Source organism: Corallococcus macrosporus (assembly GCF_017302985.1).
Classification (GTDB): Bacteria; Myxococcota; Myxococcia; order Myxococcales; family Myxococcaceae; genus Corallococcus; species Corallococcus macrosporus_A.
Genome location: NZ_JAFIMU010000002.1, coordinates 962,522 through 982,952, shown reverse-complemented (window position 1 = coordinate 982,952; position 20,431 = coordinate 962,522). Strand labels below are relative to the sequence as shown.

The window sequence follows — 20,431 nt, the reverse complement described above, 5'->3', positions numbered from 1 at the left end:
CTCCCCCACCTTTCGAAGCCCGAGCACACCCCATGTCCGCTGACACGAACATCGACGCGCAGGCCATCGCCATCGTCGGCATGGCCGGACGTTTCCCCGGCGCTCCCGACCTGGCCTCCTTCTGGAAGAACCTGCGCGACGGCGTGGAGTCCATCCAGCCCGTGCCCGACGCGGAGCTGGAGAAGCTGGGCGTGGACCCCGTCCTGCGCAAGGACCCGCGCCACGTGAAGGCCAGCGCCGCGCTGGCCGGCATGGAGCTGTTCGACGCGGGCTTCTTCGGCTTCACGCCCCGCGAGGCGGAGCTGATGGATCCGCAGCACCGCGTCTTCCTGGAGTGCGCGTGGGAGGCGATGGAGAAGGCGGGCCACACGCCGGAGGGCTTCGACGGCTCCATCGGCGTGTTCGCGGGCGCGGCCACCAACACGTACCTCGTGTTCCACCTGGTCCCCAACTTCGACCAGCTGAGCGGCATGGACCAGGTGCAGGTGGACGTGAACAACGGCGGCGACTTCCTGGCCACCCGCGTCGCGTACAAGCTCAACCTGCGCGGACCCAGCTACTCCATCACCAGCGCGTGCTCCACGTCGCTCGTGGCCACGCACGCGGCCTGCCAGAGCCTCTTGAATGAAGAGTGCGACCTGGCCCTGGCCGGCGGCGTGTCCGTGCACGTGAAGCACCCGGAGGGCTACCCCTTCGTGCCCGGCGGCATCGTGTCCCCGGACGGCCACTGCCGCGCGTTCGACGCGAAGGCGGAAGGCACGGTGTTCGGCAGCGGCGTGGGCGTGGTGGTGCTCAAGCGGCTGGCGGATGCGATTGAAGACGGCGACCACATCCACGCCATCATCAAGGGCAGCGCCATCAACAACGACGGCGCGCAGAAGGTGGGCTTCACCGCCCCCAGCGTGGATGGCCAGGCCACCGTCATCACCGAGGCCCTGGGCGCCGCGGGCGTGGCCCCGGAGACCATCGGCTACCTGGAGGCGCACGGCACCGGCACGAAGATGGGCGACCCCATCGAGGTGCGCGCGCTCAACAAGGCCTTCAAGTTCCGCTCGGCGGCGGCCAAGGCGGCCCCTCCGAAGATTCCGGTGGGCTCGCTCAAGAGCAACATCGGGCACCTGGCCAACGCGGCCGGCGTGTCCAGCCTCATCAAGGCCGTGCTGACGCTGGAGAACCGGCAGATTCCGCCCAGCCTCCATGTCTCCGAAGTGAACCCGGAGATTCCGTTCGCGGGCGGTCCGTTCTTCGTCAACACGAAGCTCACGGACTGGCAGGCGAACCCCAAGCACCCGCGCCGCGCGGGCGTGAGCTCCTTTGGCGTGGGCGGCACCAACGCGCACATCGTGCTGGAGGAGGCCCCGGCCCTTCCGGCGTCCGGTGCGTCCCGGCCCGCGCAGCTGCTGGTGCTTTCCGCGAAGAGCGACGCGGCGCTGGACGCGGCGACGAAGAACCTGGCCGCGCACCTGAAGGCGCACCCCGCGCAGGCGCTGGCGGACGTGGCCTTCACGCTCCAGACGGGCCGTCAGGCCATGGCGAAGCGGCGCGTGCTGGTGTGCCGCGACCGCGACGACGCGATGGCCGCGCTGGATGTCGAAGGCAGCCCCCGCCTGTGGACGAACACGCCGGACGTGCACGAGCGGCCGGTGGCCTTCCTCTTCCCCGGCCAGGGCTCGCAGTACGTGGGCATGGCGCGCGACCTTTACGCGTCCGAGCCCACGTTCAAGCGGCACCTGGACGCGTGCGCGGACAAGCTGACGCCGCACCTGGGCCTGGACCTGCGCACGGTCCTCTTCCCGGAGGCCTCCAGGGCGGAGGCCGCGACGCAGGCGCTGACGCGCACGGAGCTGACGCAGCCCGCGCTCTTCGCCGTGGAGTACGCGCTGGCGAAGCTGTGGATGGCCTGGGGCGTGAAGCCCTCCGCGATGCTGGGTCACAGCATCGGTGAGTACGTGGCCGCGTGCCTCGCGGGCGTGTTCACCCTGGATGACGCGCTGGCGCTGGTGGCCGCGCGCGGCAAGCTGATGCAGGGGCTGCCCTCGGGCGCGATGCTGTCCGCGAAGATGGAGGAGTCCGCGCTCAAGCCGCTGCTCCCCGCGAACGTCAGCGCCGCGGCCGTGAACGCGCCGGGCTTCACCGTCGTGGCGGGCCCCACCGACGCGGTGGACGCGCTCCAGGCGAAGCTGGAGGGCCTGGGCGTGGAGGTGTCGCGGCTGCACACGTCGCACGCGTTCCACTCCGCGATGATGGACCCCATCCTCGCGGCCTTCACCGCGCGCGTGCGGCAGGTGAAGCTCAACGCGCCCACGCTGCCCTTCCTGTCCAACGTGACGGGCACCTGGATTGAAGCGGCGCAGGCGACCGACCCGAACTACTGGGCCACGCACCTGCGCCAGGCCGTGCGCTTCTCCGCGGGCCTCCAGGAGCTGTCGCGCAAGTGGCCGCAGGCGGCGCTTTTGGAAGTGGGCCCGGGCACGGTGCTCACCACGCTCGCGAAGCAGCAGCCGGGCGCGGAAGCGCGCGTGCTCATCGCCTCCACGCGCCACCCGCGCGAGCAGGCGGCGGACCTCCAGGTGCTGCTGGGCGCGCTGGGCCGGCTGTGGCTCAACGGCGTGACGGTGGACTGGAAGGGCTTCGCGGCGAACGAGCAGCGCCGCCGCGTGCCGCTGCCCACCTACCCCTTCCAGCGCGAGCGCTACTGGATCGACGCGAAGCCGCTGGGCGGCGGTGCCCGCGCGGACGCGCCCGCGTCGCTGGCGAAGCGCGCGGACGTGGCGGACTGGTTCTACGCGCCGTCGTGGAAGCTGTCGCCGCTGCCCAAGGCGAAGGACGCGGCGGGCGCGGGCTGGCTCGTGTTCGCGGACGACACCGGCGTGGCGGACGCCCTGGCGCCGAAGCTGGGCGGCGACATCTTCCGCGTCGTCCCCGGCGCGCGCTTCGAGCAGCGCGCGGACGGTTCGTTCACGGTGGACCCGGCGCGCCGCGAGGACTACTGCGCGGTGCTGGAGGCGCTGAAGAAGCAGGGCCGCGCGTTCTCCAACATCGTTCACCTGTGGAGCCTGTCGAAGGAGACCGGGTCCCTGGACCTGGGTTTCCACAGCCAGCTGTTCCTCGCCCGCGCCCTGGGCGAGACGGGCCACCTGGAGCCGCTCACCTGGTCCATGGTGACCAGCCGCTCCGCTCGCGTGGAGCAGGTGGATGCGCAGCTGCCGGAGCAGGCCCTGCTGGTGGGCCCCTCGCGCGTGCTGCCGCAGGAGTATCCGAACCTCTCCTGCCGCTTCGTGGACGTGGTGCCCGGCGACGCGGGCGCGGTGGCGGACCGGCTGGCCGCGGAGCTGCGCGCGGAGGCGCGTGACGCGGTGGTGGCCCTGCGCGGCCGCCAGCGCTGGGTGCAGACCTTCGAGCCCGTGCGCCTGGAGGCGGCCGGCACGCCGGTGCTGCGCGACGGCGGCGCGTACCTCATCACCGACGGCCTCACGGGCATTGGCCACGCGCTGGCGTCCGAGCTGGCCACGGTGCACCAGGCGAAGCTGACGCTGGTGGAGACGGCGGACTTCCCCAGCCGTGGCCAGTGGACGACGTGGGTGGAGAAGCACGGCGTCGAGGACGCGGTGTCCCGCCGCATCCAGCGCGCGCTGGCCCTGGAGCGCACGGGCATCGAGATGCTGGTGCTGCCCGCGGCCCTCACCGACGTGGAGTCCATGCGCGGCGTCGTGGACGCGGCGGTGGCGCGCTTCGGCCGCATCGACGGCGTCATCCACGCGGCGGGCGGCATGCAGGGCGCCACGCTGGGCACCATCGCGGAGACGGGCCCGGACGAGTGCGCCTGGCACTTCCGCCCGCAGGTGCACGGCGTGCGGGTGCTGGCGGAGGTGCTCCCCAAGGAGGGCCCCGCGTTCTGCCTCCTCGTGTCGTCGCTGTCGTCCGTGCTCGGCGGCCTGGGCCAGGTGGCGCAGGCCTCCGCCAGCGCCTTCATGGACGCGTTCGCGGAAAACCGCACGGAGGGCTTCGCCTACCCGTGGCTGAGCGTGGACTGGGACGCGTGGCAGTTCGCGGACGCGCAGGCCATGGCGGAGCTGTCCCCCACGCTGGCCCAGTTCGCCATCCAGCCCGCCGAGGGCCTGGAGGCGCTGCGCCGCGCGCTGTCTCACGGCGAGGGCCAGCTGGCCATCTCCACGGGCAACCTGGCCGCGCGTCAGCGCCAGGGGCCCCGCGCCACGAAGGCGAAGGAGGGCAAGAAGGACGCGGCCAAGGGCAACAAGCACGCCCGGCCGTCCATCCTCACGCCCTACGCCGCGCCGCGCACGGAGCTGGAGAAGACCGTCGCGGGCATCTGGGAGCAGGTGCTGGGCATCGACGGCATCGGCATCAACGACAACTTCTTCGAGCTGGGCGGCCACTCGCTGCTGGCCACGCAGCTGCGCAATCACATCCACGCGGTGCTGAAGGTGGACCTGTCGCTGCGCGGCCTCTTCGAGACGCCCACCGTGGCGGGCGTCGCCGGGCGCGTGGAGCAGGAGCTGGGCAAGCGCGCGGCCTCCACGGAGAAGCCCATCGCGGAGCGCCTGCGCACCGCGTTCCCCACCGAGCGCCCCGCCCTGCTCACCGAGTACCTGCGCCACCACATCTCCGAAGGGCTGCGCATTCCCCAGGACAAGCTGCCCGCGGACGGCAGCCTCAAGGGCTACGACCTGCACGCGCTGGGCGCGGAGCTGGAGTACGACCTGCGGCAGGACTTCAAGTTCCAGCTCTACCCGCACGAGGTGCAGGCGCACCCGTCCATTCCGGAGCTGTCCAAGTACCTGCTCGTGGAGATGGACCGCCTGCAGGATCCGCAGCGCTTCGCGGAGAACAAGCCGCTGTCCGCGTATCCGCTGAAGCCCTACCGCGCCCAGGTGTCCGGCGTGCAGCGCACCAACACGGCGAAGAAGAACCCGCCCATGGTGTTCGTGCACTCCAGCCCGCGCGCGGGCTCCACGCTGTTCCGCGTGATGCTCGCGGGACACCCCCGGCTGTTCTGCCCGCCGGAAGTGAACCTGCTCTTCTTCGAGGGCATGCGCGAGTGGCGCGAGAACATCGGCTTCGGCTCCGAGATGGAGTGGACCACGGGCGGCCTGCAGTGGGCGCTCATGGAGCTGGAGAAGCTGGACTCGCCCGCTGGCGCCGCGCTGGTGGACCGGCTGGTCGCGGAGGACGTGTCCGCGCAGGACGTCTACCGCCGCCTCCAGGAGAAGTCCGCGCCCCGGCTGCTCGTGGACAAGACGCCCACGTACGCCATGGACGTGGAGACGCTGGAGCGCGCGGAGCGGATGTTCGAGGGCAACAAGTACATCTACCTCTACCGCCACCCGCTCCCGGTGATGGAGTCCATCCTCCGCATGCGCTTCGACCGCCTCTTCGCCGCCGGCCTCTTCGGCGACGCGGACGTGGACCCCTACGTGGTGGCGGAGACGGTGTGGGCGCTGTCCAACCGCAACCTGCTCAACTTCTTCGACGGCATCGGCCGTGAGCGCTGCCACTGGGTCCGCTACGAGGACCTGGTCGCGGACCCGACGAAGGTGATGACCGGCGTGGCCCACTTCCTGGGCCTGGAGTTCGACGAGCGCATGGTCCAGCCGTACGACGGCAAGAAGGACCGCATGATGGGCGGCCTGGGGGACCCCAACATCCTCCAGCACCAGGGCATCGAGAAGAAGATGGGCGAGTCCTGGAAGCGCATCAAGTGGCCCCGCGCCTTCGACGCGTCCACCCACGCCGTCATCGAGCGGCTGGGCTACTCCGTGGAGGGCGCCACGCCCGCGCCGGCCCCGGTGGCCGCGCAGCCGGTGGCCACGCCCGCCGCGAAGCAGAAGGTGACCGCGGCGGAGGCGGAGAAGCTGCTGGAGAACATGGACCAGCTCTCCGACGAACAGGTGGCGGAGCTGCTCGCGATTCTGGAAGACGCGGGCGGCGGTGACGGTGGTGGCAGCAGCAGCGAGGACGCGGCCTGAACATGACGCCCGAAGAGAAGCGAGCACGCCTGGCGCAGCTCCTGAAGGACAAGTCGCGCCCTGCCTCGAAGCAGGCGCCCCTGTCCTTCGCGCAGGAGCGGATGTGGTTCCTGGACAAGTGGAGCCCCGGCAGCGCGGCGTTCCACATGCCCACCGCGGTGCGCCTGACGGGCACCGTGGACACGGACGCGCTGAGCCGCGCCCTGGCCCTGCTGGTGGAGCGGCACGACACGCTGCGCACCACCTTCCAGGAGCGCGAGGGCGGCGCCGTGCAGCTCATCGCCTCCACGGGCGAGGTGCCGCTGGAGGTGATGGACCTCCAGGGCCTCCCGGAGTCCGAGCGTGAGGCCGAGGCGCAGCGGCGCGTGGTGACGCTCGCGCAGCAGCCCTTCAGCCTGGAGCAGGGGCCGCTGTTGCGCGCGGTGCTGATGCTCCTGGGCAACGGCGAGCAGGTGCTGCTGGTGGATCAGCACCACATCGTCTCCGACGGCTGGTCCATGGGCGTGCTCGTGCACGAGCTGGCAGTGCTCTACCGCGCGTGCCTGGAGGGCCAGCCCTCGCCGCTCAAGCCGCTGCCGCTCCAGTACGCGGACTGGGCGGTGTGGCAGAAGGACTGGCTCCAGGGCGCGGAGCTGGAGCGCCAGCTCACCTACTGGAAGAACCGCCTCAACCCCAACGCGCTGCTGGAGCTGCCCCAGGACAAGCCGCGCCCGGCGCTGATGAGCTCCAAGGGCGAGCGGCAGGTGATGCACCTGTCCCCGGCCCTGACCCACGCCCTCAAGGCGCTGGGCCAGCGCGAGGGCCGCACGCTCTTCGTGACGCTGCTGTCCGCGTTCAACGTGCTCTTGTCCCGCTACACCGGGCAGGACGACATCGTGGTGGGCACGCCCATCGCTGGCCGTCCGCGCGCGGAGGTGGAAGGGCTCATCGGCCTGTTCGTGAACATGCTGGCGCTGCGCTCGGACCTGTCCGGCAAGCCCACGTTCAAGGAGCTGCTGCGCCGCGTGCACGAGTCCACGCTGGACGCGTACGCGCACCAGGACATCCCCTTCGAGCGGCTGGTGGACGCGCTCAAGCCGGAGCGGCACCTCAGCCACTCGCCCATCTTCCAGGTGATGTTCGTCCTGCAGAACGCGCCCATGCCGGCCCTGGAGGCCCCGGGCGTGGTGATGGAGGCGAAGCCGGTGGACACCGGCACGACGAAGTACGACCTGTCGCTCTTGCTGGTGGACCTGCCGCAGGGCCTGCGCGTCACCGCCGAGTACAGCACCGACCTCTTCGAGCGCTCGACGGCGGAGCGGCTGCTGGGCCACTACCTCACGCTGCTGGAGGGCATCGTCGCGCAGCCGGACGTGCGCATCTCCCACCTGCCGCTGTTGCCCGACGCCGAGCGCCAGCGCGTGATGAACGGCTGGAACGACACGGCCGTCACGCACCCGAAGGGCGCGACGCTCACCTCGCTCATCGAGGCGCAGGTGGCGCGCACGCCGGACGCCGTCGCCCTGGAGCTCGAGGGCAGCCACCTCACCTACCGCGAGCTGGATGCCCGCGCGAACCAGCTCGCGCACGCGCTGCGCAAGCACGGCGTGGGCCCGGAAGTGCGCGTGGGCCTGTGCGTGGAGCGGTCGCTGGAGATGGTGGTGGGCCTGCTGGGCACGCTGAAGGCGGGCGGCGCCTACGTGCCGCTGGACCCCGGCTACCCGCAGGAGCGCCTGGGCTGGATGCTGGAGGACGCGCGTCCGCCGGTGCTGCTGGTGCAGGAGCGGTTGTTGCCGCGGCTGCCGGCGTCCGGCGCGACGGTGGTGAAGCTGGACACAGGCTGGGAGGAGATTGCCCGCGAGCCCACCACGGCGCCTGTGCCTACGGCCATGCCGGACTCGCTGGCGTACATCATCTTCACGTCCGGCAGCACGGGCCGCCCCAAGGGCGCGATGAACGCCCACGGCCCGGTGGTGAACCGCCTCTTGTGGATGCAGTCCGCGTACGGGCTCACGCCTCGGGACGTGGTGCTCCAGAAGACGCCGTTCAGCTTCGACGTGTCCGTCTGGGAGTTCTTCTGGCCGCTGATGACGGGCGCGAAGCTGGTCGTCGCGAAGCCCGGCGGGCACCAGGACCCGGGCTACCTGAAGGCGCTGATTGCCTCCGCGTCCGTCACCACGCTGCACTTCGTGCCCTCCATGCTCCAGGCGTTCCTGGACGAGCCGGGCGTGGCGGAGTGCACGTCGCTCCAGCGCGTGGTGTGCAGCGGTGAGGCGCTGCCCCTGGAGCTGAAGGAGCTGTGCCTGCGCACGCTTCCCGGCGCGGGGCTCCACAACCTCTACGGCCCCACCGAGGCCGCGGTGGACGTGACGTTCCACGCGTGCAAGGCGAACGACGGCCGCCGCTCCGTGCCCATTGGCCGGCCGGTGGACAACACGCAGATCCGCATCCTGGACTCGGAGCTCCAGCCGGTGCCGCAGGGCGCGGCGGGCGAGCTGTACATCGGCGGCGTGCAGGTGGGGCGCGGCTACCTCGCGCGGCCCTCGCTGACGGCCGAGCGCTTCATCCCCGACCCCTACGCGACGGTGCCGGGCGCGCGCATGTACCGCACGGGCGACGTGGCCCGGTGGCTGCCGGACGGCGAAATCGAGTACCTGGGCCGCGCGGACTTCCAGGTGAAGATCCGCGGTCTGCGCATCGAACTGGGCGAAATCGAGTCGTCGCTGGAGAAGCACCCCACGGTGCGCCAGGCGGTGGTGCTCGCGCGCGAGGACCGGCCGGGCCAGAAGCGGCTGGTGGCCTACGTCACCGGCAAGGACGCGAAGCCGGAGGCCGCGGCGCTGCGCACCTTCCTGCTGGAGCGGCTGCCCGAGTACATGGTCCCGTCCAACGTCGTGGTGCTGGAGCGCATGCCGCTCAGCCCCAACGGCAAGGCGGACCGCAAGGCACTGCCCGCGCCGGAGCTGGGTGGGACGGATCCCTCGCGCCCCTTCGTGGCGCCGGGGACGGCCATCGAGCAGCAGATCGCCCAGGCCTGGAAGGACCTGCTCCACGTGGAGCGGGTGGGCATGGACGACCCCTTCTTCGAGCTGGGCGGCAACTCGCTGCTCGCGCTCCAGTTGCACCGGCGGCTCACGGCGGAACTCGGCGTGACGCTGGCGCTCACGGACCTCTTCCAGTACCCCACCGTGCGGGCGCTGGCGGCGCGGCTGTCGCGCCGGGAGGACACGCCCTCGGAGGACGCGGCGCAGGCGGGCCGCTCCCGTGCCGAGGCGCGACGCACGGTCAACCGCCGCGCGGTGGCCTCGCGCGGTCGGGTGGAAACGGATGGAGACGCGGATGAGTGACGCAGTGGGTGGTGGCGAGGAGCGCATCGCGATCGTCGGCCTGGCGGGCCGCTTCCCGGGTGCGAAGACGCTGGAGGGCTTCTGGGAGATGCTCCGGCGCGGCGGCGACGCGCGCCGAGTGCCCTCGGACGCGGAGCTGGACGACGCGGGCGTGCCGCAGGCCCTGCGCGCCCATCCGCAGTGGGTGCGCTCCAGCTACGTGCTGGAGGGCGCGACGGACTTCGACGCGGGCCTCTTCGGCTACAGCCCGCGCGAGGCGGAGCTGATGGACCCCCAGCAGCGCATCTTCATGGAGTGCGCGTGGGAGTCGCTGGACAACGCCGGCTATGACCCGACGCGCTTCAAGGGCGCGGTGGCCGTCTACGCGAGCGTGAGCCTCAGCTCGTACCTCCTGCGCGCGCTGACGCGGCAGCCGGACCTGATGGACACGGCCGGCTCGTTCGGCGTGATGCTGGCCAACGACAAGGACTACGTGGCCACGCGCGTGTCCCACCGGCTGGGCCTGCGCGGCCCCGCGGCGACGGTGCAGACGGCGTGCTCCAGCTCGCTGGTGGCGCTCCACCTGGCGTGCCAGAGCCTGCTGTCCGGAGAGAGCGACATGGCGCTCGCGGGCGGCTCGTCCGTGTCCTTCCCGCAGACGGCGGGCTACCTCTACCAGGAGGGGATGATCTTCTCGCCGGACGGCTACTGCCGCGCGTTCGACGCGAAGGCCAACGGCACCGTGCGCGGAGCGGGCGCGGCGGTGGTGGTGCTCAAGCGGCTGTCGGACGCGCTGAAGGACGGCGACACCATCCACGGCGTGCTGCTGGGCACGGCGGTGAACAACGACGGCGCGGGCAAGGTGGGCTTCACCGCGCCCAGCGTGGAGGGCCAGGCCGCGGTCATCGCGGAGGCGCTCGCCATCTCCGGCGTCACCCCGGACGACATCCAGTACGTGGAGGCCCACGCGACGGGCACCCCGCTGGGCGACCCGATAGAGGTGGCCGCGCTCAACCAGGCCTTCGGCGGCAAGGAGACGGGCCAGAAGCGCGTGGCGCTGGGCTCGCTCAAGGCGGCCATCGGCCACCTGGACGCGGCCGCCGGCATCGCGGGCGTGGTGAAGACGGTGCTCGCCATGGAGCACGGCGAGATTCCCGCGAGCCCCCACTTCGAGAAGCCCAACCCCGTCATCGACTTCGACGCGGGGCCCTTCTTCGTGCCCTCGCAGCCCCGGCCGTGGACGTCCACGAACGGGCCGCGCCGCGCGGGCGTGAGCGCCTTCGGCATCGGCGGCACCAACACGCACGTCATCCTGGAGGAGGCCCCGAAGACCGCCGCCCCCGCGCCGTCGCGCCGCGCGTGGCATGTGCTGCCCCTGTCCGGCCGCACGCCCGCGGCGCTGGACGCGGCGACGGAGCAACTGGCCGCGCACCTGGACTCGCATCCGAACGTGAACCTGGCGGACGTGGCGTACACGCTCCAGGTGGGCCGCCACGCGCACGAGCACCGCCGCGCGGTGGTGGTGAAGGACGTCGCGGACGCGAAGGCGGCGCTGCGGGACGCCCGGCGGCTCCTGGGCGGCTCCGGCCTCAACACGCGCCGGCCGGTGGTGTTCCTCTTCTCCGGTCAGGGTTCGCAGTACGTGGACATGGGCCGGGGCCTCTACGAGCAGGAGCCCGTCTTCCGCACGGAGGTGGACGCGTGCGCGGAGAAGCTGAAGCCCCACCTGGGGCTGGACCTGCGCACGGTGCTCCATCCGCCCGCGGACGGGCGCGAGAAGGCCACCGAGCAGCTCAAGCAGACGTCGCTCACGCAGCCCGCGCTGTTCGTCATCGAGTACGCGCTGGCGAAGCTCTGGGCGTCCTGGGGCGTGACGCCGCAGGCGATGGTGGGCCACAGCATCGGTGAGTACGTGGCCGCGTGCCTGTCGGGCGTGTTCAGCCTGGACGACGCGCTGGCGCTGGTGGCCACGCGCGGCCGGCTGATGCAGTCGCTGCCCGCGGGCGCCATGCTGTCCGTGCGGCTGACGCCGGAGGCGCTGGCGCCGCTGATGGACGCGCGCATCTCCGTGGCGGCCGTGAACGCGCCGGGCTTCACCGTGGTCGCGGGCCCCACCGACGCGGTGGACGCGCTCCAGGCGAAGCTGGAGGCCCAGAAGGTGGAGGTGTCGCGGCTGCACACGTCGCACGCGTTCCACTCCACGATGATGGACCCCATCGTCGAGGAGTTCCGCCAGGCGGTGGCGAAGGTCGCGCGCAAGGAGCCCAAGGACCTCTACCTGTCCAACGTCACCGGCACCTGGGTGACGCCCGAGGACGCGGTGAGCCCGGCGTACTGGGCGCGCCACCTGCGCGACGCCGTGCGCTTCCAGGACTCGGCGACGCTGCTGTTGAACGACCCCGAGCACGTCTTCCTGGAGGTCGGTCCCGGCAACGCGCTGGCGACGCTGGTGCGCCGCAACGCGAAGGAGGGCACGTTCCCCGCCATCCTCACGACGCTGCCCGCGCCGCGCGACGCCCAGCAGGACGCGCTCACGCACGCCACGGACGCGTTCGCGAAGCTGTGGCTCGCGGGCGCGAAGACGGTGGCCGGCCGCGTCTACAAGGGCGAGTCCCGCCGCCGCATCCCCCTGCCCGCCTACCCCTTCCAGCGCGAGCGCTACGACCTGCTCAAGGGTCCGCCCCCTGCGCTGCCCCGCGCAGCCACCGCCGCGCGGGCGGCTCCGGCGCAGGGCGTGGAGCTGACCGTCCCGTCGTGGCCGCGCACGCGCGCGTCGCCTCGGGTCCCATCGCTGGCGGGTCAGCGCTGGCTGGTGCTGGAGGCGGACACGCCGGTGGCCGCGCGCGTGTCGGAGCGGCTGCGCCAGGCGGGCGCGGACGTGGTGTCGCTGGTCGCGGGTCAGGGCGCGTCGGATCCGGTGACGAAGCGCTTCGCCGTGGACGTGGCCTCGCCGGACGCGGTGAGCGAGCACCTGGAGCGGCTGCGCGGTGAGGAGTGGACGCCCGCGCACGTCGCGTACCTGTGGCCGCTGGTGAAGGCGCCGCAGGACCTGGAGGCGGGGCTCGCGACGTCGTTCCACGGACTGCTCGCGCTGGCGAAGGCGGTGGGTCCGGGCGCGGCGAAGGCGCCCCTCACGCTGGACGTGGTGACCACCGGCGCCCAGGACGTCACGGGCGAGGAGCCGCTGCTGCCCTGGCAGGCGGCCGCCGTGGGCGCGAGCCGCGTCCTGCCACAGGAGTACCCCGGCATCACCGTGCGCGCCGTCGACGTCACCTGGCCCGCGCCGGACGAGTCCGCGTCCGGCCCATGGCTGGAGCGGCTGGTGACGGAGCTGGCCACCGGCAAGGAAGCGGTGGTCGCGCTGCGCGGCCCGTACCGCCATGTCGAGGCGTTCGAGCCCATCGAGGTCCCGGGCACTCCGGACTCCGACGCCGCGCAGCCCACGGGCCTCAAGGAGGGCGGCGTCTACGTCATCGTCGGTGGCCTGGGCCGCGTGGGGCTCGCGCTCGCGGAGCAGCTCACGCATGCCGTGAAGCCGAAGCTCGTGCTGCTGTCGCGCCGCACGCTCCCCGCTCCCGGGGAGTGGGACGCGTGGCGCGCGGGCCATGACGCCCAGGACGCGACGTCCAGGGCCATCGAGCGCATGCGCACGCTGGAGCAGGCGGGCGCGCAGGTGCTGGCGCTTCGCGCGGACGCGGGCGTGCCCGGTCAGCTCGACAAGGCGCTCCAGGTGGCGGAGGCGAAGTTCGGCCGCGTCGACGGCGTCTTCTACGCGGCGGGTGACGGCGGCATGGCCACCCGCATCTCCGTGGACGAGTCCACGCCGGAGGCCACCACCCCGCTGCTCGCCGGCCGCTTCGGGGGCCTCACGCAGCTGGCGGAGGCGCTGGCGTCGCGCCATCCGGACTTCGTCGTGGTGCAGTCCTCCCTCACCGTGGTGCTGGGCGGCATGGCGGTCAGCGCGGTGGCGGCGGCGCACGCCGGCATGGACGCGCTGGCGGCCCGGCAGGCCCGGCTTGGCGGCACCCGCTGGTACACCGTGGACTGGGACGTGTGGGGCGTGGGCGAGGGCTTCCGGCCCGACGCCGTCATCCCGCCCGCCGAGGGCTTCCGCCTCCTGCGCGCGCTGCTCACCCAGCCCGCCGGCGGCCGCTTCCTCGCGTCCCGAGGCTCGCTGGAGGCCCGGCTCCAGGTGGCGCGCGACGGCGCCTCCACGACCCGCACGGGCGGCAGCGCCAGCGGCAAGCACCCGCGGCCTCCGCTCGCCAACGTCTTCGTCGCCCCGCGCGACGAAACCGAGGAGAAGGTCGCCGCGCTCTGGCAGGACCTGCTGGGCGTGGAGTCCGTGGGCATCACCGACAACTTCTTCGAACTGGGTGGCCACTCGCTGCTGGGCGTGCAGCTCCTGTCGCGCATCCGCGAGACCTTCCAGGTCGAGCTGTCCATGCGCGCCCTCTTCGAGTCCCCCACCGTGGAGGTGATGACGGTGGCCATCGTGGAGGCGAGCGCCAGCCAGCTCGACCCGGAAGCCCTGGAAGCCATGCTCGCGGAGCTGGAGCAGGGCTGATTTCCCCTAGCAACGCCGGGCCCGCGCGCACTCCCGTAGTACCGTGCGCGGGCCCTTGAACCTCCTGCCCCCCAGGAGAAAAGAGACGTGGAATGAGCCTCGCGCAACGCCTGACCATCACCCAGCCCATGCGGGTCTTCTGGATCACCTGGTTTGGTCAGCTCATCTCGATCCTGGGCTCGGGCCTCACGGCGTTCGGCGTGGGCGCCAAGGTGTTCCTGGACACGCGCTCCACCACGCAGTTCGCGCTCCTGTCCTTCTTCGCGTTCGCGCCCATGGTCATCCTGGCGCCGCTCGCGGGAACGCTCATCGACCGGTGGGACCGCCGCCGCGCCATGCTCCTGGCGGACATGGGCAACGGCCTCAGCACGCTCATCATCTTCGGCCTGGTGCTGGCGGACAGCAAAGGCCTCATCAAGCTCCAGGCCTGGCACTTCTACCTGCCCGTGTCCTTTGGCGCGTGCTTCGGCGCCTTCCGCTGGCCGGCCTTCTTCGCCACGGTGACGCTGCTCGTGCCCAAGCAGCACCTGGGCCGCGCCAACGCCATGGCGGAGGTGGCCAGCGGCGCCAGCCAGATCCTCTCCCCCATCATCGCCGGAGCGCTCATCGACAGCGTGGGCCTGGTGGGCGTGCTGTCCGTGGACGTCTGCAGCTTCACCATCGCCATCATCACCCTGCTGATGGTCCGCTTCCCGCGTCCCCCGGTCTCCGTGGAGGGGCAGCAGGGCAAGGGGTCCATCCTCGCGGAGATGAAGCAGGGCTGGAGCTTCATCAGCACCCGCAGGGGGCTCGTGGCGCTGCTGGGCTTCACCGTCGTGGCCGTGCTGTGCATGGACCTGGTGGTGCTGCTCATCACCCCGCTGGTGCTGGCCTTCACGGACATCTCCACGCTGGGCATCATCGCGTCGGTGGCGGGCGTGGGGGCGCTCCTGGGCGCCGTCGGCATGGGCGTGTGGGGCGGCCCCAAGAACCAGCTGCACGGCATCCTGGGGTTCCAGATCGTCTCCGGCCTGGTGCTCTTCATGGCCGCGCCGTCGCCCAGCGTGCCGCTGGTGGCCACCGCCGCCGCGCTCTACCTGTTCACCATGCCGCCCATGGTGGCCAGCACCCAGTCCATCTGGCAGCGCAAGATTCCGGCGGACCTCCAGGGCCGCGCCGCGGCCGTGAAGCGGATGGTCACCCTGTGCATGTCGCCGTTCGCCAGCCTCATCGCGGGCCCGCTCGCGGACGACCTCTTCGAGCCGGCCATGGCCCCGGGCGGCGTGCTCGCCGGCAGCATGGGCCGCCTCCTGGGCGTGGGCCCGGGGCGCGGCATCGCCGTCATCTTCATCGTCCTGGGGCTGATGACGCTCTTGAACGTCGCGTTCGCGTGGACCAACCCGCGCCTGCGCAACCTGGACCGCGAGCTGCCGGACGCCCTGCCTGACGGGGGCGCCACCCCGGACACCGCCGCCGCCCCCCCGCCGACCGCCCCCACCGCCGGAGCCTCCGCGTCATGAGTGCCTTCTCCCAGGTCCTGCGCATGCTGCGCATGTTGCCGTCCGCCATGGCCGTGGCCGCCCCGGGCGTGGGGCCGTGGCTTGCCCGCCGCCGCTGGCCTCGCGCGGAAGGACAGCTCACGCTGCCCGGCCTGCACGGCAAGGTGGAGGTGCTGCGCGACACGTGGGGCGTGCCGCACATCTTCGCCAGCGACGAGCACGACCTGTTCTTCGCCCAGGGCTATGTGCACGGGCAGGACCGGATGTGGCAGATGGAGATGGGCCGCCGGCTGGTGGATGGCCGGCTCGCGAGCCTGCTGGGCCCCATGCTGGTGCCCGCGGACGAGTTCCTGCGCACCATGGGCCTGCGCCACCTGGCCGAGCGCGCCTGGGCGCAGGTGGACGCGGACGCGCGCGCCATCCTGGAGGCCTACAGCGCGGGCATCAACGCGCGCATCGCCGCGGAGCCGCTGCCCTACGAGTTCACCGTCATGAGCACGGACCCCGCGCCCTGGACGCCGGTGGACTCGCTCGCGCGCGGCAACCTGCTGGCGATGATGCTGGGCGGCAACCACCGCATCGAGCTGTTCCGCGCGCGGCTGGTGGCGGCGGTGGGTGAGGAGGTGGCCAACGCGCTGCTGCCGCAGAACGCGCCGCAGACGCCGCTCATCGTCCCGAAGGAGGCGCGCCTGCCGGGCCTCAAGTCCGTGAAGACGATGTCCGGCCTGGACAGCGTGGACGCGGTGATGGGCGACCCCAACATCGTCTCCGGCAGCAACAACTGGGTGGTGCACGGCCAGCGCACGAAGAGCGGCCAGCCGCTGCTCGCCAACGACGTGCACATCCCGCTGGGCATGCCGTCCACCTGGTACGAGAACGGCCTGCACGGCGGCCGCTTCCAGCACGTGGGCTTCTCCCTGCCCGGCGTGCCCATGCTCATCGTCGGCCACAACGGGAAGGTGGCCTGGGGCATGTCCAACCTGGGGCCGGACACCCAGGACTTCTACATCGAGAAGCTGGACGACCCGAAGGCGCCCAAGCAGTACCTCTACCAGGGCACCTGGCACGACCTGGACGTGCGCCGGGAAGAGATTCCCGTGAAGGGCGCCGCCCCCGTGGTGATTGAAGTGAAGAGCACCCGGCACGGCCCGCTGATGAACAAGGTGATGGCGGACGAGATGAAGGACGGCGAGCCGATGTCCCTCAAGTGGGCGCACCGGGAATGCCAGCCGCTCATCAACGCCGTGCTGAAGCTCAACCTGGCGCAGGACTGGGAGTCCTTCCGCGGCGCGATGAAGGCCTGGGAGGGACCGGGCCAGAACTTCGTGTACGCGGACACGGCCGGCAACATCGGGTACCAGGCGACGGGGAAGATTCCCATCCGCCAGGGCCACCAGGGCCTCATCCCCATGCCGGGCTGGACGGGCGAGTCGGAGTGGACGGGCTTCATCCCCTTCGAGGAGCTGCCCGCGTCCTTCAACCCGCCCGCGGGCTACGCGGCCACGGCGAACAACAAGATCACCTCCGACGACTACCCGCACCTCATCGCGCACAACTGGTTCCCGGGCTACCGCGCCAAGCGCATCACCGACCTGCTGGAGGCGGGCACGCAGCACAGCGTGCAGACGATGCGGGACATCCAGGCGGAGACGTACTCGCTGCCCGCGGAGACGCTGCGCCCCTACTTCCTGGCGGCGGCGCTGCCGGCCGACGACACCCAGCGCCAGGCGGTGGACGCGCTGAAGGCGTGGGACCTGCGCTTCGAGCCGGAGGCCGTGGGCGCCACGGTGTTCCAGGCCTGGTACATCGAGGTGCTGCGCAAGCTGCTCCAGCACAAGCTGGAGCCGTCGCTGGTGTCCGAGTACCTCATGGGCCAGTACGAGCGGCACGGCAGCCTGCACATGCCCTTCGTCATCGGCCAGATGTCCCAGCCGGACAGCGACTGGTGGGACGACCCGAAGACGCCGGAGAAGGAGACGCGCGACGACATCCTCCGCGCGGCGCTGACGGCGGCCACCGCGTGGCTGGTGAAGACGTACGGCCCGAAGACGGAAGGTTGGGCCTGGGGCCAGGTGCACCAGCTCACCTACGCGCACCAGCCGCTGGGCGGGCCCGCCATCCCCGGCCCCATCCGGCGCGTCTTCAACAGCCGCACGCTGCCGGCCCGGGGTGACAACTACTCCGTGGACGGGGCGTCGTTCCTCTGGGCCCGCCCCTTCAAGGTCGTCCACGGCACCGCGCTGCGGATGATTGTCGACCTGGCGGACCTGTCGCGCTCCGTGTCCATCCACGCGCCGGGACAGACGGAGCACCTGTTCCACAAGCACCGGGATGACCTGATGGAGCTCAACCGCAAGGTGGAGTTCCACCCCATGCTCCACACGCGCCAGGCGGTGGAGCAGCACCGCGAGGCCACGCTGACGCTCACGCCCGCGGTGGCCCTGGCCAAATAAAACAACCCGGACTTGAAGGCCGCCACTCCCCCCGGAGCGGCGGGCCTCCAGGCCCGGGTCCATTGCTTTTCAGGCTCCAGCGGGAGCCGGCACTCGTATTCGCGTCGAGTTCCCCCTCAGAAACTCGACGCTTCCCCCTTCTATGTGCCAGCCCCTGCGGTCCCCCCCATTTCCCGCGCATGTCGCGGTGGGTTAGGAAGTCCCCCGACTCCCTGACTCACCGTGTCGCTGCTGCGCGGGCCCCCCTGCTTCCCGTGCTGCGATGAAGGAACAGTACCGGGACCCCCTGTTTCGATCTGTGAAGCGGCCCACAAGCTGTGTGTGAAGGCGTTCACACCGGCCGGACTTGTCCGCCGGGCCTGGATGGGAGGCTTCCCTACCTGTATCCCCGGAATCCAGGCACAATGGCGTCCCCCTCATGTCCTACGCGCAGCTGCTGGCCGAAATCCCCATGTTCGAAAGCCTCGGCCGGGAGGACCTGGAGAACATGTCGTCGCTCCTCCAGCCCCGGCGTTTCGCCCGAGGGGAGGTCATCTTCCACCGGGGGGACGTAGGCACCGCGCTGTTCATCATCCGGAGAGGCCAGGTGGCCATCCGGCTCTCCTCCAGCGAGGGGCGCGAAATCACCCTGGCGCTGCTGGACCGGGGGGACGCCTTTGGGGAGCTGTCGCTCCTGGACGGCGAGGTGCGCTCCACCGACGCGATGGCGCGCGAGGAGGCGCATCTGCTGACGCTCCAGCGCGAGGACTTCCGGCGCTACCTGGAGACGCGGCCGCAGGTGAGCCTGGCGCTCCTGGCGAACATGAGCCGGCTGGTGCGGCGCACGACGCAGCTCGTGTACGACTCGGCCTTCCTGGACGCGCGCTCGCGTTTGGTGCGGGTGCTGCTGGAGCTGGCGAAGACCCAGGGAAAGCCATCCCCGGAAGGGCTGGTCATCACCCCGAAGCTCACGCAGTCCGAGCTGGCCAACCTGTGCGGCGTCACTCGCGAGAGCGTGAACAAGTGGCTGCGCTACTACGTGCGCGAGGGGATGCTCAGCTTCGAGGGCGGGCAGATCGTCCTCCTCCAGCCGGAGCGGCTGGGACAGGACGCGGAGTAGCCGTCAGCCGCGCACGCGGAAGAGGGACAGGGGCTCCTCGCGGCCCTTCACCCGCACGGGGTCCAGCGGCTCCAGCGCGAAGGCGTCCGCGTCCAGCAGGGCGCGCGTGGCGTCCGTGAGGAGGACCTCGCCGGGGCGCGCGACGCCGCACACGCGGGCCGCCACGTTGGTGGCGTCTCCCACGGTGGCGTACTGAAGGTAGCGCTCCGAGCCGATGTTGCCCGCGGCCACCGGGCCGGAGTTGAGCCCGATGTGCACTTGAATCTCCGGCGTGCCCTCCTCCCGCCAGCGGGCGTTGAGGGCGGCCAGGGCGTGTTGCATCTCCATGGCCGCGCGCACGGCCCGGTCCGCGTCGTCCGGCCGGGCGAAGGGGGCGCCCCACACGGCCATCAGCGCGTCGCCGATGTACTTCTCCAGCGTGCCCTCGTGGCGGAAGACGATGTCCGCCATCACCGGGAAGTACGCGTTGAGCATGTCCACCACCTGCCGGGGCTTGAGGCGCGAGGACATGGCGGTGAAGCCGGTGATGTCGGAGAAGAGGATGGTGACGTTCGCCTCGCGCACCTCCAGCGGTACGCCCCGGAGCGCCTTGAGCTGGCGCACGACGTCCGGCGGGAAGAAGCGCTGGTAGGCGTTGCGGAGCACCGCCTCCTCCTCCAGCCGCCGCGCCAGGTGCGCGTGGTCCAGGGCGATGGCGGCCTGGTTGGCGAAGGCGGTGAGGAACTCCAGGTCCTCGTCGGTGAAGAGGCCGCCCTGCGTGAGGCTGTCCAGGTACAGCACGCCCAGCACCGAGTCGCGCGTGCGTAGAGGCACGCACAGCGAGGCGCGGATGGACTGGCGGAAGACGGAGTCCGCGCCCTGCAGCCGCGCGTCGTCCTTCGCGTCGGTGAAGAGGGCCGCAACGCCGCGCGAGTGCACGTAGTCCACGATGTGCTGGCTGAAGAAGCGCTCCGGCAGCGCCCCACCCCGCGCGCCCCGGGACACGCGCGGCACCAGCGCCCCCGTCTCGCGGTCCACCAGCAGCACCGCCGCCCGGTCCACCGCCCAGATTTGAAAGACGAGCTGCACCACGCGCTCCAACAGCCCGTCCACCGGGCCCGGAGACGACAGAATCTGGCCCACCTTGAGGAGCACCTGGAGCTTGTCGCGGGTGCGGTCCGGCGAGCGCGTGTCGAGCAGCGCCTCCATGGGCCCGCCGGAGAAGCGCGTCTCCAGGGGCTGCGTGCGCAGCGGGCCCCAGCCGTCCGGCAGCGGCGTGTCCAGGGACACCAGCCGGAACCACACCTCGCCGCAGCGGAAGGACTGGCCGTGGCCCAGCTCCTGGCGGGAGACGCGGTGCGGCCCCACGAAGCTGCCGTTCTTGCTGTCCAGGTCCACCAGCACCACGCGCCCGCCCGCGCGCTCCAGCCGCGCGTGGCGCCGGGACAGGCTGGGGTGCGGCACGCGGATGCCGTTCTCCTCCGTGCGGCCGATGGTGGTGGTGCCCTCTGGCAGCATCACCACCCGTTCATCCACCTGGCCTGGGTTGAGGACGAGGCGCAT

At 71.7% G+C, this 20,431-nt stretch carries 7 protein-coding genes; 6 read left to right on the top strand and 1 reads right to left on the bottom strand.

The annotated features are described in order from the left end of the window. Positions 1–32 precede the first annotated feature (32 nt). From JYK02_RS04330 to JYK02_RS04305, 6 genes are all read left to right on the top strand, one after another. Positions 33–5,987 (top strand): type I polyketide synthase, encoded by a 5,955-nt coding sequence (locus tag JYK02_RS04330; protein WP_207048564.1) that lies wholly within the window; start codon positions 33–35, stop codon positions 5,985–5,987. A 2-nt stretch (positions 5,988–5,989) separates the two neighbouring features. Then, entirely contained in the window at positions 5,990–9,313 is a 3,324-nt protein-coding gene (locus JYK02_RS04325; protein ID WP_207048563.1) for a non-ribosomal peptide synthetase, read from the top strand. Continuing rightward, positions 9,306–13,859: a type I polyketide synthase gene (locus JYK02_RS04320; RefSeq protein WP_207048562.1), complete on the top strand. Its 4,554-nt coding sequence runs from the start codon at positions 9,306–9,308 to the stop codon at positions 13,857–13,859. The genes JYK02_RS04325 and JYK02_RS04320 overlap by 8 nt, the downstream gene beginning before the upstream one ends. A gap of 92 nt (positions 13,860–13,951) precedes the next feature. After that, positions 13,952–15,358, top strand: a complete 1,407-nt coding sequence (locus JYK02_RS04315) for an MFS transporter (protein ID WP_207048561.1) — start codon at positions 13,952–13,954, stop codon at positions 15,356–15,358. Next, on the top strand, positions 15,355–17,790 hold the full coding sequence (locus tag JYK02_RS04310; protein WP_207048560.1) for a penicillin acylase family protein: 2,436 nt from the start codon (positions 15,355–15,357) through the stop codon (positions 17,788–17,790). Before JYK02_RS04315 ends, JYK02_RS04310 begins: the two co-directional genes overlap by 4 nt. 418 nt (positions 17,791–18,208) lie before the next feature. Continuing rightward, on the top strand, positions 18,209–18,889 hold the full coding sequence (locus tag JYK02_RS04305) for a Crp/Fnr family transcriptional regulator (RefSeq protein ID WP_207048559.1): 681 nt from the start codon (positions 18,209–18,211) through the stop codon (positions 18,887–18,889). 3 nt (positions 18,890–18,892) lie between these two features. Here the strand turns inward: JYK02_RS04305 and JYK02_RS04300 are convergent, their stop codons facing one another. Further along, positions 18,893–20,431: an adenylate/guanylate cyclase domain-containing protein gene (locus tag JYK02_RS04300; RefSeq protein ID WP_207048558.1), complete on the bottom strand. Its 1,539-nt coding sequence runs from the start codon at positions 20,429–20,431 to the stop codon at positions 18,893–18,895.

What these genes read in the sequence shown, in the direction of transcription:
- JYK02_RS04330 (WP_207048564.1), top strand. Translation starts at nt 33, where the DNA reads ATGTCCGCTGACACGAACATCGACGCGCAGGCCATCGCCATCGTCGGC.
- JYK02_RS04305 (WP_207048559.1), top strand. Translation starts at nt 18,209, where the DNA reads ATGTCCTACGCGCAGCTGCTGGCCGAAATCCCCATGTTCGAAAGCCTC.
- JYK02_RS04315 (WP_207048561.1), top strand. Translation starts at nt 13,952, where the DNA reads ATGAGCCTCGCGCAACGCCTGACCATCACCCAGCCCATGCGGGTCTTC.
- JYK02_RS04320 (WP_207048562.1), top strand. Translation starts at nt 9,306, where the DNA reads ATGAGTGACGCAGTGGGTGGTGGCGAGGAGCGCATCGCGATCGTCGGC.
- JYK02_RS04325 (WP_207048563.1), top strand. Translation starts at nt 5,990, where the DNA reads ATGACGCCCGAAGAGAAGCGAGCACGCCTGGCGCAGCTCCTGAAGGAC.
- JYK02_RS04310 (WP_207048560.1), top strand. Translation starts at nt 15,355, where the DNA reads ATGAGTGCCTTCTCCCAGGTCCTGCGCATGCTGCGCATGTTGCCGTCC.
- JYK02_RS04300 (WP_207048558.1), bottom strand. Translation starts at nt 20,431, where the DNA reads ATGCGCCTCGTCCTCAACCCAGGCCAGGTGGATGAACGGGTGGTGATG.